The organism is Streptomyces sp. VNUA24 (genome assembly GCF_029167005.1).
Classification (GTDB): domain Bacteria; phylum Actinomycetota; class Actinomycetes; order Streptomycetales; family Streptomycetaceae; genus Streptomyces; species Streptomyces scabiei.
Genome location: NZ_CP119143.1, coordinates 5,716,105 through 5,730,949 on the forward strand (window position 1 = coordinate 5,716,105; position 14,845 = coordinate 5,730,949).

A 14,845-nucleotide genomic window follows, 5' to 3' on the forward strand; every position below is an offset into this window, starting at 1 on the left:
GAAACAAGCCCAAGGGTACCGGCCACCCCGAGATCACCTCCCCACCATTTACCGCCGACGGACGAGAGCCCTCTCGCACGAGGGGCTCAACCCTGACCGGATACACACGGTCATAGCCATGGGCAGGACCGCAAGCGGTTACTGTCGCTAGCGTCGATTGCCGTCACCTCCGTCGCCACCGGTCGTGTTCCCTTGTCGTGCCTCCGGTCCCGATCGGTACCCGGTACAGCGCCGGTGGCACGGTCCGATCAGCTGTTCTTAGAGTGGGTCAATGCGCACTGGTGAGCCCCCGCCCACTGTGGGGGACGTCCTGTCCGCCCTCGCGACGGGACTGTGGACCTGGGACAGCGCTGCCGAAACCGTCACGGTGGACGCCGAAGCCGCCCGGCTCCTGGGGCTGGCCGCGGAGCCCACGACCCTCACCCAGGCCGGTGCGCGGTCCCGTCTGCACCCCGTCGACTGGAACGAGATCGTGTCGGTCGTGCAGCTCGCCGTCGCCGAGGACACCCTCGCCGAGGTGCGGATCCGGGTCATGGACGAACACGGCCGGGTGCTCCGCACGGTCCGCAGCCGTTCCAAGCCGACGTTCGACCCGGTGCGCAGGTCCTTCGAGCTGATCGGCACCCTCCAGGAGGTCACCGAACCCTCGCCGGCGACCGCCGTCCGCGCGCCGTCCGTCACCGGCGACTGGCGCCGCTCGCGCGAGGCGTTCCTGCTGGACGCCGGGCGCGCGCTGGCCGAGGCGCGGTCCACGGAGGAGGTGCTGCGGGTCGCGGCGGGCCTGGCGATGCCGGGCTTCTCCCCGGACGGGCTCGCCGTCTTCGGCGTGGAGGCCGACCGTCTCACCGTCATCGGCCACCACGGCCACAGCCGGGGCGCCGAGGGCCCCTTCACCCATATGCCGCTGGAGACGGACTACCCGGCCGCCGAGGTGGCCCGCACCGGCCGCGCCGTCTATCTCTCCTCCCCCGAGGACTACAAGGCCCGCTACCCCACCGCCTGGCCGCTCGCCGAACAGTTCGCCCGGCAGTCGTGGGCGTTCCTGCCGCTGACCGTCGCCGGGCGCACGATGGGCGCGTGGATGGCGGGCTTCACCCACCCCGTCACCTTCACCCCCGACGAACGCTCGGTGCTGACCACCGTCGCCCGCATGCTCGCCCAGGCGCTCTCCCGCGCGGGGGCCGCCGAGACCGAGCGCGAGCTGACCGACGGCCTCCAGCGCACGATGCTCCCCACGCTGGGCCCGGAGATACCGGGCATGAGCGTCGCCGCGCGCTATGTGCCCACCGGCGGCGGGCTGCAGGTCGGCGGCGACTGGTACGACATGATCGCCCTGCCGAGCGGGCGCTTCGCCCTGGTGATCGGGGACGTCCAGGGCCATGACGTACGGGCCGCCGGGCTCATGGGCCAGCTCCGCATCGCCCTGCGCGCCTACGCCTCCGAGGGGCATCCCCCGGACGCCGTCCTCTCCCGCGCCTCCCGCTTCCTGCACGGCGTCACCAACGACTCCGCCGCCCACTTCGCCGACCTGCGCTTCGCGACCTGCCTGTACGTCGAGGTCGACCCGGCGTCCGGCGTGCTCGACATCGCCCGCGCCGGGCATCCCGACCCGGTGGTCCGCATGGCCGACGGCACGGTCCTGGTCCGCCCGACGCCGGGCGGGCTCCCCCTCGGCATCGACCCCGACGCCGACTACCCCACCACCCGGCTCGTCCTCGAACCCGGCGAGACCATGCTGCTGTGCACCGACGGCCTCATCGAGACGGGCGGCCACGACCTCGACACCGGCTGGCGCCGCATCCGCACCATCCTGGAATCCTTCGACCCGGCCCCACCCGGGGACGGGCCCGCCGAGGAGCCGCAGGGTGAGGGGCCCGGGACCAACGCCTTAGCCACCGCCGACCCGGGGCCGGCGGGTCTGGCGCCGGGACGGCTGGAGGCACTGGCGGACGCGCTGGTGCAAGGGGTGCACGGCCCCTCCTCGCACCACACGCCCGGCCCGCTCGCCGACCGGCGGGAGGACGACATAGCGATGCTGCTGCTGTGCCGCAAGAGCGAGGGGCACGGCCCCGACGACGCCCTGCGCCCGCCCGTACGCCGCACCGCGCTCACCGTCGCCCAGGCGGAGCCCGAACGCATCGCCGGCGCCCGCCAGCAGGTGCGCGAACTGCTCCACGACTGGAACTGCCGCGACCAGGTCGACTCCGCCGTGCTCCTCGTCTCCGAGACGCTCACCAACGTCCTCGTCCACACGGACGCCGACGCCCTCCTCGTCGCCGAGGTGACCGGCGACAGCGGCAAGCGCCGGATACGCGTCGAGGTCACCGACGCCAGCGACGCCCTCCCCCACAAACGCCACCCCGGCGAACTCGCCTCCTCCGGCCGCGGCCTCGTCCTCATGGACATGCTCGCGGACGCCTGGGGCGTGGACCCCCGCGGCGACGGCAAGAGCACCTGGTTCGAGCTGCACGAGACGCCACCACCGGACGGCCCGAACGGGAGACCGGCGGCCTAGGAACCGCGCACGCGGGGCCGGGGACCACCCGCCCCGTCGGGACTCACCGCCCGGCCCCCTCCACCGCGTACGGCAGGACGGCCGCGGTCGACGGCACCGCGAGCAGCATGCCGAGCACCCCGGCCACCGACGCCCCCGCCGTGATCGCGAGCGTCACGACGGCCGGATGCGTCTGCACGGTCCGGCTCCGGATCATCGCGGCGCCAGGACGCGATCGCCCGGCGGCCCGCCCCCGCTCAGTCCCGCTCGTACACCAGCAGCCGCCGCCCGTGGGACCGCTCGTCCGCCACCACGGTGAAGTAGCGCTCCAGTACGGCGGCCTTGGTCCTGTCCCGTCGCGCCGTCAGGGGTTTCGCCACGTCGGGGCTGTCGGTGACCAGCAGGATCCGTCGCTGCGCGAGCATCGCGGCCCGGATCCGGGCCGGGTCCGCCTCGACTCCCTTCAGCGTCCCGGACCGCTCGGGGCTCCGGGCCAGCGCGATGTCCCGTACGCCCGCGAAGTCGCCGGGGGAGACCACCGCGGTGTCGCGCCGGGCCGACGGCGCGAAGACCACCGCGTCGCCGGGCCGCTTCAGGCGTCGTACGTCCTCGGCGGTCGCGAGGACGTCGTCCACGCGGCTGGCGGGGGACCGTTCGGCGAGCGACTGCGGCAGCAGCGCCACCATCGCGAGGGCGACCACCACCGGGACGAGCCAGGACGCCGCCTGCGGGAACCGCGGCGGGACGGCCTGGACCGCCGCGCCGAGGGCAGCCCCGATCAGGAGCGCCAGACCCAGCATGGCGGACAGGACATAGCGCTCCAGGAACAGGGGCCGGATCAGGGAGAGGCCGAGCAGGCCGAGCTGCGGCACCGCAAGCAACGGCAGCGCGACGGCCGAGACCGACAGCCGCCCCGCCCGCGGCCGGTCCAGCAGGGCCCCGAGACCCCCGATCGTCAGCAGGACGGCGGGCCCGATCATCATGTGCCAGGTCAGCGGCGGTATCCAGGACACCTGGCCGGACTGCCCGCGGCTGAAGAGGATCAACGGCAGGACACCCGCCGTCGCGACCGCCGAGGCCGCCGCCCAGCGCGCCCAGACCGGCCGCGCCGCCCGCGTCCACACCAGGGTCGCCGCGTGCGCGGGCACGATCAGCAGCGACAGCCAGTTCAGCAGCCCGCACACCAGGAGCGCACCCCCGTACGCCGCCCAGAGGGCCACCCCGCGCGCGCCGCGGCCGCCGTCCCGCTCCCGGTGGAGCAGGGTCACCAGCAGCAGGGTCGAGAGTCCCGCGCCGGCCGTGACGATCGCGTACGGGCGGCCCTCCTGGAGGTGGAACTGCACCGCCGGCAGCAGCGCGAACGCCAGCCCGCCGCCCAGGCCCGCCCGGACCCCGGCCAGCCGGCGGCCGATGACCGTCACACAGGCGGCCGCCACCGCCATGGCCAGCACCGAGGGAAGCCGCAGGGTCGTCGTACCGGGGCCGAAGCACGCGAAGAGACCGTGCATCAGCAGGTAGTAGAGCCCGTGGACGACGTCGACCTGCCCCAGCATGTGCCAGATCTCGGGGGCCGACCGTCGTGCCACCTGCCAGGTCGCGGCCTCGTCCCGCCACACCGTGTGCTGCCGGGACAGCCCCCACAGGCCGAGGGCCAGGGTCCACACCACCGGGACCGACCAGAGCGGCAGACGCCGCACGAGGGCCAGGGCCGGGGTCGCGGCCGCCGAGCAGACGGTCGGGACCGCCGCGACGGCGGCGCGGCAGCGCAGGAGCAGCGGGGCCTCAGTGCTCAAGCGACCGGCGGACGCGATGCGTCCCGGCGGCGAACTCCCTGGTCGTCGAGCACTCTGTCCATGGTCTCTCCCCGTTCCCCTGTCCTTGCGGCGAGGGCAGCGGGCACGCCTGACGACGCCCCGGCCTGTGGGCCGGGGCGGTCAGGCGTGCTGATCTCCCCCTGAGTGCCACCCGTCCCGGAGGTCAGCCGACCGGGTGGACATGCCAAAACCTACGCAGGGGGAGGAAGGCTGATCCAGCGGTTTTCCGAGTGGGCATGATCACCCGGACCGCAGTGAACCTGAAGAGGGGAAGCCCCGTCCACGTGTGGACGGGGCTTCCCCCTGAGCGGACCGGCGGTCGGCGGCCTTCAGCCGGCAGACCTGCGGCCCTACAGCCCTTCGGGAGTCATCCCGTGAACCGCCGGGATCGTCCCCAGCCGGCCCTTCTGGAAGTCGTCGACCGCCTGCTGCAGCTCGTCACGGGTGTTCATGACGAACGGGCCGTAGTGGGCCATGGGCTCACGGATCGGCTGTCCGCCGAGGAGAACGATCTCCAGGTCGGGCGTGTGCGCGTCCTGCTGCTCGTCCGCGCGGAAGGTGATCGAGGAGCCCGCGCCGAACACGGCCGTCTGGCCGAGACGGATCGGCCGCCGGTCCGCACCGACCGTGCCCCGTCCGGCGAGGACGTACGCGAGGGCGTTGAAGTCCTCCCGCCACGGCAGGGTGATCTCCGCGCCCGGCGCCACCGTCGCGTGGAGCAGGGTGATCGGGGTGTGGGTGATGCCCGGCCCCTGGTGACCGTCCAGCTCACCGGCGATGACACGCAGGAGCGCGCCGCCGTCCGGGGTGGTGAGCAGCTGGACCTGGCCGCCGCGGATGTCCTGGTACCTCGGGGCCATCATCTTGTCCTTGGCCGGGAGGTTCACCCACAGCTGGATGCCGTGGAAGAGACCGCCGGACATGACCAGCGACTCCGGCGGCGCCTCGATGTGGAGCAGGCCGGAGCCGGCCGTCATCCACTGGGTGTCGCCGTTGGTGATGGTGCCGCCACCGCCCTGGCTGTCCTGGTGGTCGAAGATCCCGTCGATGATGTAGGTGACGGTCTCGAAGCCGCGGTGCGGGTGCCAGGGGGTGCCCTTCGGCTCTCCCGGCGCGTAGTCCACCTCACCCATCTGGTCCATCATGATGAACGGGTCGAGGTGGCGGTAGTTGATCCCGGCGAACGCACGGCGGACCGGGAATCCCTCGCCCTCGAAACCACTGGGCGCGGTCGTCACGGTGAGCACCGGCCGGGCCACCGCGTCGGTCGGCGCGGCGACACGGGGCAGGGTCAGCGGGTTCTCGACGGTCACTGCGGGCATGTCGGTACCTCCTTGTGCGCTCAGTTTAGTTGACTGTTGAACTTTCTGCTACCCCCAACAGCGCACGAGCCGCATCCCATTCCCGCCCGGCCCCGGACAGCAGAACGCCGTTGGTCCCGGAGGACCAACGGCGGGACGACCATCCCGGTCACCGGCGAGGAAGGGGTTCAGCGGAGCGGCACGGCGCACCCGCGGCCCACCCGGGGAGCGCGGGAAGCCGTGCGCACCGCGTCACCCGTCTGCGAAGCAATGGCGTCTAGCCATACATCCGCCGCATCGCGAACTCCACCATCTGCTCCACGGCCTTCGCGTCGAACACCATCCGGTGCTCCCCCTCCATGTCGAGGACGAAGCCGTACCCGGTCGGCAGCAGGTCGATCACCTCGGCTCCGGTGATCACGAAGTACTTGGACTCCTTGCCGGCGTACCGGCGCAGCTCCTTGAGCGAGGTGAACATCGGGATCACCGGCTGCTGGGTGTTGTGCAGCGCGAGGAACCCGGGGTTGTCGCCGCGCGGGCAGTACACCTTGGAGGTCGCGAAGACCTGCTGGAAGTCCTCCGCGGCCAGCTGGCCGGTGGTGAAGGCACGGACCGCGTCCGCGAGGGAGGGCGGGGACGGCTCCGGGTACAGCGGTGGCTGCTGCCCGTACCCGCCCCCCATCTGGCCGCCGGGCATCTGCTGCCCGGGCATCTGCTGCTGCGGCGGCGGGGCGTACTGCTGCTGGGAACCGGCGCTCTGGTCGTAGCCGTACATGCGGCAAAGCGTAACGAGTCACAGATGGACGGCTCGGGGTTGCTTCTTATTACCGATGGGTAGCATCATCGACAGAGAAGCTACTCGTCGGTATGTGAACAAGCGCGAGGATCCAGTGCCTCGCCGATCTCTCTTACGGAGCCGTCGCCATGGGGCACTACAAGTCGAATCTCCGCGACATCGAGTTCAACCTCTTCGAGGTGCTCGGGCGCGACAAGCTGTACGGCACCGGCCCGTTCGCGGAGATGGACACGGACACCGCGAAGAGCATCCTGGAGGAGCTGACCCGGCTCTCGGAGAACGAGCTGGCGGAGTCCTTCACGGACGCCGACCGCAACCCGCCGGTCTTCGACCCGGAGACGAACACCGCGCCGGTACCGGCCTCCTTCAAGAAGAGCTACAAGGCCTTCATGGACTCCGAGTACTGGCGGCTCGGCCTGCCCGAGGAGATCGGCGGCACCACCTCGCCCCGCTCCCTGATCTGGGCCTTCGCCGAGCTGATCCTGGGCGCCAACCCGGCCGTCTGGATGTACTCCTCGGGCCCCGCTTTCGCCGGCATCCTCTTCGAGGAGGGCAACGAGGTCCAGAAGCACATCGCCCAGGTCGCCGTGGAGAAGCGGTGGGGCTCCACGATGGTCCTCACCGAGCCCGACGCGGGCTCCGACGTCGGCGCCGGCCGCACCAAGGCGGTCCAGCAGGAGGACGGCTCCTGGCACATCGAGGGCGTGAAGCGCTTCATCACCTCCGGTGAGCACGACATGGAGGAGAACATCCTCCACTACGTCCTCGCCCGCCCCGAGGGCCACGGCCCCGGCACCAAGGGCCTGTCTCTCTTCCTCGTCCCGAAGTACCTCTTCGACTTCGAGACCGGCGAGCTGGGCGAGCGCAACGGCGTGTACGCGACGAACGTCGAGCACAAGATGGGCCTGAAGGCCTCCAACACCTGCGAGATGACCTTCGGCGACCGTCACCCGGCCAAGGGCTGGCTGATCGGCGACAAGCACGACGGCATCCGCCAGATGTTCCGCATCATCGAGTTCGCCCGCATGATGGTCGGCACGAAGGCGATCTCCACGCTGTCGACGGGCTACCTGAACGCGCTGGAGTACGCCAAGGAGCGCGTCCAGGGCACCGACCTGGCGGACTTCATGGACAAGACCGCGCCCAAGGTCACGATCACCCACCACCCCGACGTCCGCCGCTCGCTGATGACGCAGAAGGCGTACGCGGAGGGCATGCGCGCCCTCGTCCTCTACACGGCCTCCATCCAGGACGAGATCCAGGTCAAGGAGGCGGCGGGCGAGGACGTCTCCGCCCTGGAGGCCCTGAACGACCTGCTCCTGCCCATCGTCAAGGGCTACGGCTCCGAGAAGGGCTACGAGCAGCTCGCCCAGTCCCTGCAGACCTTCGGCGGCTCCGGCTTCCTGCAGGAGTACCCGATCGAGCAGTACATCCGCGACGCCAAGATCGACACCCTGTACGAGGGCACCACCGCGATCCAGGGGCAGGACTTCTTCTTCCGGAAGATCGTCCGCAACCAGGGCGCGGCGCTGAACACCCTCGCCGAGGAGATCAAGAAGTTCCTGGCGCTCGGCGAGGGCGGCGAGCAGCTGGACACCGCCCGCGAGCACCTCGCGAAGGCCGCCGTCGAGCTGGAGGCCATCGTCGGCCTCCTCCTCACCGACCTCGCCGCCACCGAGCAGGACGTCAAGAACATCTACAAGGTGGGCCTCAACACCACCCGCCTGCTCATGGCCTCCGGTGACGTGGTCGTCGGCTACCTGCTGCTCAAGGGCGCCGCGGTCGCCGCCGAGAAGCTCCCGACCGCCTCCGCCAAGGACAAGCCCTTCTACACCGGCAAGATCGCCGCGGCGAAGTTCTTCGCGGCCAACGTCCTGCCGGGCGTCACCCTCGCCCGCAAGATCTCCGAGGGTGTCGAGCTGGACCTGATGGAGCTGGACGAGTCGGCGTTCTAGCCGGCGATCAAGGCGGCTTTCCAGCCTGCCCCGCCCCGGCCGCGTCCCGGTCGTGGCGCCGGACGGACCCTGCCCGTCCGTCCGGCGCCCCCTCCTCCGCACGCTCACCACGAGGGCCCGCTCCCGTCCCCCGGGAGCGGGCCCTCGTACGTCGTTAAGGTGAACCCCATGCGCACACCCCCACGCTTCGATCGCGGCCACACCGACGACCTCATGACCTTCCTGGCGAGCAGCCCGACCCCGTACCACGCGGTGGCGAGCGCCGCGGAGCGGCTGGAGAAGGCCGGCTTCCGGCAGGTCGCGGAGACCGACGCGTGGGACGGCTCGCTCGGCGGCAGGTACGTGCTGCGCGGCGGCGCGATCATCGCCTGGTACGTGCCGGAGGGCGCCGCCCCCCACACCCCGTTCCGCATCATCGGCGCGCACACCGACTCCCCCAACCTGCGGGTCAAGCCCCGCCCCGACAGCGGCGCGCACGGCTGGCGCCAGATCGCCGTGGAGATCTACGGCGGCCCGCTGCTCAACTCCTGGCTCGACCGCGACCTCGGCCTCGCGGGCCGGCTCTCCCTGCGCGACGGAACCACCCGCCTCGTCAACGTCGACAGACCGCTCCTGCGCGTCCCCCAGCTCGCCATCCACCTCGACCGCAACGTCACCTCCGACGGCCTGAAGCTCGACAAGCAGCGTCATCTGCAGCCCGTCTGGGGTCTCGGGGACGACGTCCACGACGGCGACCTGATCGCCTTCCTGGAGGAGGAGTCGGGCATCCCCGCCGGCGAGGTCACCGGCTGGGACCTGATGACCCACTCCGTCGAGCCCCCCGCGTACCTGGGCCGTGACGAGGACCTGCTCGCCGGTCCCCGGATGGACAACCTCCTCTCCGTGCACGCCGGTACGGCCGCCCTCGCGTCGGTCGCCGGTTCCGGCGACGGGCTGCCGTACATCCCCGTGCTCGCCGCCTTCGACCACGAGGAGAACGGCTCCCAGTCCGACACCGGTGCGGACGGCCCGCTGCTCGGCGGGGTGCTGGAGCGCTCGGTCTTCGCCCGCGGCGGCTCCTACGAGGACCGGGCGCGCGCCTTCGCCGGCACGGTCTGTCTCTCCTCCGACACCGGGCACGCCGTCCACCCCAACTACGCCGAGCGCCACGACCCGACGCACCACCCCCGCGCGGACGAGGGCCCGATCCTGAAGGTCAACGTCAACAACCGCTACGCCACCGACGGTTCGGGCCGGGCCGTCTTCGCCGCCGCCTGCGAGAAGGCCGGCGTGCCGTTCCAGACGTTCGTCTCCAACAACTCCATGCCCTGCGGCACCACCATCGGCCCCATCACGGCCGCCCGCCACGGCATCCGCACCGTCGACATCGGCGTCGCCATCCTCTCGATGCACAGCGTCCGCGAACTGTGCGGCGCGAAGGACCCCTACCTGCTGGCGAACGCGCTGGCGGCCTTCCTGGAGGGCTGACGCCGGGTCAGTTCCCCCGCCGCTGTTACTCGGCGGCCTGTCCGGGTACCCGATGTCAACCGGTAGGACCGAACGACCGGAACGACCGGCCGACCCGACCGGACACTGGAGGGAACACTCATGGGCCTGGGCGGGTGCATCATCCTGATCGCCGTGGGGGCCATCCTCACGTTCGCCACCGACTGGGACATGCAGGGGGTCAACCTCGACCTGGTCGGTGTCATCTTCATGATCGTCGGGCTGATCGGTGTCGCCACCTTCAGCAGCATCGCCCGGCGCCGGCGGGTGGTGGTGCCGCCCACGACACCGGTGATCGAGGACGACCGGCAGCAGCGGGGCGGGTACCAGGGCTACTGACCCCGCGAGTGCCGAGGGGCTCCGGAACCGGGGCCACGGGTCACGGGGGCAACCCCCTTCGGCCTACCGCCGATGTTTCGGAGCCGGTCGCGGGGAACGCCTGAAGGCATGAGATTCCTCGTACGCGACCGGCTCCTCGGCATCGGTGACGACTACTGGATCGAGGACGAGCACGGCACGAAGCGGTTCCTCGTCGACGGCAAGGCCCTGCGACTGCGGGACACCTTCGAGCTGAAGGACACCCAGGGGCGGGTCCTGATCGACATCCGCCGCAAGATGTTCGCCCTGCGCGACACGATGGTCGTCGAACGCGACGGCGAGCCGCTGGCCACCGTCCGCCGCAAACGCCTCTCCCTGCTGCGCAACCACTACCGCGTCTCCCTCGCCGACGGCACCGAACTCGACGTCAGCGGCAAGATCCTCGACCGTGAGTTCGTGGTCGAGTACGACGGCGAACTCCTCGCGCACATCTCCCGCAGATGGCTGCGGGTCCGCGAGACCTACGGCCTCGACGTCGTCCGCGACGACGCGGACCCGGCACTGCTCATCGCCGTCACGGTGTGCGTGATCAACCTGGCGGAGCGGGAGAGGGACGACTGACGGCCGGCGACACGATCGGGCCGCTCGCGGCGGGGCTCAGCGGCGCGGTCGCTCCAGCCCCAGCAGCCTGTCCTTCAGGGCCGGGAACTGCTCGCGGGTGGCGGCCACCTTCGCCGGGTCGAACTCCACCGTGAGGACCTCCTCGTCGGGGCCCGCCTCCGCCAGCACCTCGCCCCAGGGGTCGACCACGATCGAGTGGCCCGCCTGGACGACTCCCGCGTGCGTACCGGCCGTTCCGCAGGCGAGGACGTACGCCTGGTTCTCCACGGCCCGCGCCCGCGCCAGCAGGGTCCAGTGCGCGCGCCGCCGCTCAGGCCAGCCCGCCGACAGCACGAAGGTCTCGGCGCCCGCGTCCACGAGCCCGCGGAACAGTTCGGGGAAGCGGAGGTCGTAGCAGGTGGCGATGCCGAGGGTCGTCCCGGGCAGGCGCAGCGTCACCAGGTCCGAGCCCGCGCCCATCAGCACGGCCTCGCCCTGGTCGAAGCCGAAGCGGTGGATCTTCCGGTAGGCGGCGGCGAGATCTCCGGACGGTGAGAAGACCAGGGAGGTGTTGTAGAGAGGCCCGTCAGGGTCCCGTTCCGGGATCGAGCCCGCGTGCAGCCAGACGCCCGCGTCGCTCGCCGCCTTGGCCATCGCCTCGTACGTCGGCCCCTCCAGCGGCTCGGCCGCCGTGGTGAAGGATTCGAACGCGAAGGCGCCGACGGTCCACAGCTCCGGCAGGACGACGAGATCGGCACCGGCCTGGTCCCGCACCAGCGAGGCCACGCGCAGCCTGCGCGAATCGGTCGATTCGTCCTCTTCCACGCCGATCTGGATGAGCGAGGCGCGCACACTACCACCGTCCTGGCATTCGAGCCGTCCACACCGGCCTACGATCGTCACACCAAAGCACTGCCGGGGTGCCTCACAGCAGCGTAACTTAACGTTTCAGAACACCCACCGACAGCCGCCGACGCCCACTCACCGCCGTCAACGCCGACGCCCCCACCGAAACCGCCACCCACATACCCACACGCACCGACCGTACTGACAGGTACCGACCGCCCGAGGGGTCCCGTTTCCGTGAGTCTGCATCCCACTCTTCAGCCCTACGCCGACGCCTGGACCCACTCCGTGGACGCGATATCCGAGCTGGTGTCACCGCTCGTGGAGGGCGAGTGGAACCGGCGGACGCCGTGCCCCGCCTGGTCGGTGCGCGATGTGGTCTCCCATGTCATCGGCCTGGACTGCGAGATGCTCGGCGACCCGCGGCCGATCCACACCCTCCCGCGCGACCTGTACCACGTACGGACCGAGCACCAGCGGTACATGGAGATGCAGGTCGACGCCCGCCGCCACCACACGGCGCCGGAGATGACCTCCGAGCTGGAGTACACGATCATCCGGCGCAACCGTCAGCTGCGCAACGAGTCACGGGACCCCGGCCACAAGGTCCGCGGCCCGCTCGGCACGGAGATCACCCTCGAACAGGCCATGCGCAACCGCGCGTTCGACGTCTGGGTCCACGAACAGGACCTGCGCGCCGCGCTGGGGCAGCCGGGGAACCTGGACTCGCCGGGCGCGTACGTCGTCCGGGACGAACTGCTCTCCGTCCTGCCGAAGGTCGTCGCCGAGGACGCGCAGGCGCCCCGCAGTTCGGCGGTCGTCTTCGACGTGCACGGCCCGGTGGAGTTCATCCGCACCGTCCGCGTCGACATGCAGGGCCGCGGCACCCTGGAGACCTCCCCGGCCCTGGGCCCCGCCGCCGCCATCACCCTCGACTGGGAGACCTACGTCCGCCTGGCCTGCGGCCGGGTCACCGCCGACCTCGTCGCCGACCGCATCAAGGCCGAGGGCGATCCCCATCTGATCGCGGCGATCCTGCGCGCGTTCGCGGTGACCGTCTAGCCGCCGCGCTCCGGGGGCCCGCCGTCGGCCGGCCCTCAGACCGGGACGTGCACCGTCTCCACCCGGCTCGCCACCAGGCGTTCCCTCTCGCGGCGGGCGGCTCGGCCGCGCAGCCGGAGGATCTGCGCGAGGCCGAGCGCCTGGAGAACGAACACGGCGGAGAACGCGACACGGTAGTCGTCGCCGGTCAGGTCCAGCAGGGCGCCGACCGCGAACAGGGTGGTCATGGAGGCCACGAAACCACCCATGTTGGTGATCCCGGAGGCGGTGCCCTGACGCTCCGGCGGGTTCGCCGGGCGGGCGAAGTCGAAGCCCAGCATCGACGCCGGACCACAGGCGCCGAGCACCGCGCACAGGACGACGAGGAGCCACATCGGGGCGTGGCCACCGGGGTACAGGATCGTGGCCGCCCACACCGTCGCCGTGGCGAGGACCGTGCCGAGCGCCAGCGGCAGCCGCGCCCTGTGGTGCCGGGCGACGATCTGGCCGTAGACGAGTCCGACGACCATGTTGGACAGGACGACGAGGGTGAGCAGTTCACCGGCGGTGCCCCGGTCGAGGCCCTGCGCCCGGACCAGGAACGGCAGCCCCCACAGCAGCAGGAACACCATCGCCGGGAACTGGGTGGTGAAGTGCACCCACATCCCGAGCCGGGTGCCGGGCTCCCGCCAGGACGCCGCGATCTGCCGCCGCACGTACGCGGCCCCGTGGTGCGGGAAGGGCTCCGGCTCGTGTCCCTCGGGGTGGTCCTTCAGGAACAGCAGGGTCAGGACGAGGACGACGAGGCCGGCGACCGAACTGCCCGCGAACGCCGCCGTCCAGCCCACCCCGTGCAGCAGACGGGCCAGCAGCAGCGTCGAGACCAGGTTGCCCGCCATACCGGCCAGGCCCGCCATCTGCGCGATCATCGGTCCGCGCCGGGCCGGGAACCAGCGGCTGCCCAGCCGCAGCACGCTGATGAACGTCATCGCGTCACCGCAGCCCAGCAGCGCCCGCGACGCCAGCGCCGTGCCGTACGACGGCGACAGCGCGAAGCCGATCTGGCCGGCCGTGAACAGCAGGACGCCCAGGGTCAGCACCTTCTTGGTGCCGAGCCGGTCGACCAGCAGGCCGACGGGGATCTGCATGCCCGCGTAGACCAGGAGTTGCAGGATCGAGAAGGTCGACAGGGCGGAGGCGCCCACCCGGAAGCGGTCGGCGGCGTCGAGGCCGGCCACGCCCAGCGAGGTACGGAAGATGACGGCGACGAAGTAGACGGAGACGCCCACGCCCCAGACGGCGAGGGCGCGGCGGCCGCCGGGCGGGTCCCCGGGCAGGGACCCGGCGGACGAGGATATGGCGGGGCGGCTCAACGCAGTTCCCCCCGCGCCAGGTTGGAGAACCAGTTGACGTGCCCGTGCACGAGCGCCACGGCCGCCTCCGCGTCACCGGCGCGCAGGGCCCCGAGGATCTCCTCGTGCTCGTGGAGCGCCTTGGTGATGCGGTCGGGGTGGGCGTGCATCACGGCGACGCCCATCCGCAGCTGCCGGTCGCGGAGTTGGTCGTAGAGGCGGGAGAGGATCTCGTTCCCTCCGCTGCGGACGATCTCGGCGTGGAAACAGCGGTCGGTCACGGCGGCCGCGGCCAGGTCCCCGGCGGCGGCCTGGGCCTTCTGCTGGTCGAGCAGCTCCTCCAGCCGGGCCAGGAGCCGGGGCGGGGCGGGCACCGCCTTGCGGACGGCGTGCTCCTCGACCAGCTGCCGGGTCTCGACGACGTCCGCGATCTCCTGTGCGGAGACGGGCAGCACGAGGGCGCCCTTCTTCGGGTAGAGCTTGAGCAGCCCCTCGACCTCCAGCCGCAGCAGCGCCTCCCGCACCGGTGTCCGGGACACGCCGACCGCCTCGGCCAGCTCGCCCTCGGTGAGCAGCGTGCCGCCCTCGTAGCGCCGCTCCAGGACGCCTTGTTTGACGTGGGTGTAGACGCGGTCGGCGGCGGGGGGCTGCTTCACGACGGGGGCAGGGGTGGTGAGGGTGCCGGTGGCGGAGGGAGCGGGGGCGGAGGCCATGTCCACAGCATAGATACAACACGTACGCATCGCCGTCGCGGTCCACGATCCGGACGAAAAACCGCCGTAAGGCTGTCGAAGGGGTGTGAGGTGGGCCTGAATTACCCTCCGCACCACCCGGAGCGCAACC

At 71.5% G+C, this 14,845-nt stretch carries 12 protein-coding genes and 1 pseudogene; 6 read left to right on the forward strand and 7 right to left on the reverse strand.

What is annotated here, in order from left to right; all coding sequences use genetic code 11:
- Positions 1-271: 271 nt before the first annotated feature.
- Positions 272-2,515, forward strand: a complete 2,244-nt coding sequence (locus PYR72_RS24350; protein WP_275457300.1) for a SpoIIE family protein phosphatase — start codon at positions 272-274, stop codon at positions 2,513-2,515.
- 43 nt (positions 2,516-2,558) lie between these two features.
- On the opposite strand, the pseudogene PYR72_RS24355 reads toward PYR72_RS24350, so the two are convergent.
- From PYR72_RS24355 to PYR72_RS24370, 4 genes and pseudogenes are all read right to left on the reverse strand, one after another.
- Positions 2,559-2,711: pseudogene (locus tag PYR72_RS24355) on the reverse strand (AI-2E family transporter); the annotation flags it as partial.
- A gap of 40 nt (positions 2,712-2,751) precedes the next feature.
- Positions 2,752-4,191: a hypothetical protein gene (locus PYR72_RS24360; protein ID WP_275460502.1), complete on the reverse strand. Its 1,440-nt coding sequence runs from the start codon at positions 4,189-4,191 to the stop codon at positions 2,752-2,754.
- A gap of 467 nt (positions 4,192-4,658) precedes the next feature.
- Complete coding sequence (locus PYR72_RS24365) at positions 4,659-5,630, reverse strand: pirin family protein (RefSeq protein WP_275457301.1); 972 nt, start codon at positions 5,628-5,630, stop codon at positions 4,659-4,661.
- A gap of 256 nt (positions 5,631-5,886) precedes the next feature.
- Positions 5,887-6,384: an SseB family protein gene (locus PYR72_RS24370; protein WP_059079527.1), complete on the reverse strand. Its 498-nt coding sequence runs from the start codon at positions 6,382-6,384 to the stop codon at positions 5,887-5,889.
- A 149-nt stretch (positions 6,385-6,533) separates the two neighbouring features.
- Between PYR72_RS24370 and PYR72_RS24375 the strand changes: the two genes are divergently transcribed.
- From PYR72_RS24375 to PYR72_RS24390, 4 genes are all read left to right on the forward strand, one after another.
- Entirely contained in the window at positions 6,534-8,360 is a 1,827-nt protein-coding gene (locus tag PYR72_RS24375; RefSeq protein WP_275457302.1) for an acyl-CoA dehydrogenase, read from the forward strand.
- Between the two features lie 168 nt (positions 8,361-8,528).
- A complete protein-coding gene (locus PYR72_RS24380) occupies positions 8,529-9,827 on the forward strand; it encodes a M18 family aminopeptidase (RefSeq protein WP_275457303.1) in 1,299 nt (432 codons plus the stop codon).
- Positions 9,828-9,947: 120 nt separating this feature from the next.
- Entirely contained in the window at positions 9,948-10,184 is a 237-nt protein-coding gene (locus tag PYR72_RS24385) for a DUF6458 family protein (protein ID WP_275457304.1), read from the forward strand.
- A 108-nt stretch (positions 10,185-10,292) separates the two neighbouring features.
- The gene (locus PYR72_RS24390; protein WP_275457305.1) at positions 10,293-10,784 is read left to right on the forward strand and encodes an LURP-one-related family protein; all 492 of its coding nucleotides are present in this window, start codon (positions 10,293-10,295) and stop codon (positions 10,782-10,784) included.
- Between the two features lie 36 nt (positions 10,785-10,820).
- Here the strand turns inward: PYR72_RS24390 and PYR72_RS24395 are convergent, their stop codons facing one another.
- Positions 10,821-11,615: a carbon-nitrogen family hydrolase gene (locus tag PYR72_RS24395; protein WP_275457306.1), complete on the reverse strand. Its 795-nt coding sequence runs from the start codon at positions 11,613-11,615 to the stop codon at positions 10,821-10,823.
- A 231-nt stretch (positions 11,616-11,846) separates the two neighbouring features.
- Here PYR72_RS24395 and PYR72_RS24400 point away from each other — a divergent pair, with 231 nt between their 5' ends.
- Positions 11,847-12,671, forward strand: a complete 825-nt coding sequence (locus tag PYR72_RS24400; RefSeq protein ID WP_275457307.1) for a maleylpyruvate isomerase family mycothiol-dependent enzyme — start codon at positions 11,847-11,849, stop codon at positions 12,669-12,671.
- Between the two features lie 35 nt (positions 12,672-12,706).
- Here the strand turns inward: PYR72_RS24400 and PYR72_RS24405 are convergent, their stop codons facing one another.
- Positions 12,707-14,023: an MFS transporter gene (locus tag PYR72_RS24405; RefSeq protein WP_275457308.1), complete on the reverse strand. Its 1,317-nt coding sequence runs from the start codon at positions 14,021-14,023 to the stop codon at positions 12,707-12,709.
- The gene (locus PYR72_RS24410; RefSeq protein WP_275457309.1) at positions 14,020-14,715 is read right to left on the reverse strand and encodes a GntR family transcriptional regulator; all 696 of its coding nucleotides are present in this window, start codon (positions 14,713-14,715) and stop codon (positions 14,020-14,022) included. Before PYR72_RS24410 ends, PYR72_RS24405 begins: the two co-directional genes overlap by 4 nt.
- Between the last annotated feature and the right edge of the window lie 130 nt (positions 14,716-14,845).

What these genes read in the sequence shown, in the direction of transcription:
- PYR72_RS24350 (WP_275457300.1), top strand. Translation starts at nt 272, where the DNA reads ATGCGCACTGGTGAGCCCCCGCCCACTGTGGGGGACGTCCTGTCCGCC.
- PYR72_RS24365 (WP_275457301.1), bottom strand. Translation starts at nt 5,630, where the DNA reads ATGCCCGCAGTGACCGTCGAGAACCCGCTGACCCTGCCCCGTGTCGCC.
- PYR72_RS24370 (WP_059079527.1), bottom strand. Translation starts at nt 6,384, where the DNA reads ATGTACGGCTACGACCAGAGCGCCGGTTCCCAGCAGCAGTACGCCCCG.
- PYR72_RS24375 (WP_275457302.1), top strand. Translation starts at nt 6,534, where the DNA reads ATGGGGCACTACAAGTCGAATCTCCGCGACATCGAGTTCAACCTCTTC.
- PYR72_RS24380 (WP_275457303.1), top strand. Translation starts at nt 8,529, where the DNA reads ATGCGCACACCCCCACGCTTCGATCGCGGCCACACCGACGACCTCATG.
- PYR72_RS24385 (WP_275457304.1), top strand. Translation starts at nt 9,948, where the DNA reads ATGGGCCTGGGCGGGTGCATCATCCTGATCGCCGTGGGGGCCATCCTC.
- PYR72_RS24390 (WP_275457305.1), top strand. Translation starts at nt 10,293, where the DNA reads ATGAGATTCCTCGTACGCGACCGGCTCCTCGGCATCGGTGACGACTAC.
- PYR72_RS24410 (WP_275457309.1), bottom strand. Translation starts at nt 14,715, where the DNA reads ATGGCCTCCGCCCCCGCTCCCTCCGCCACCGGCACCCTCACCACCCCT.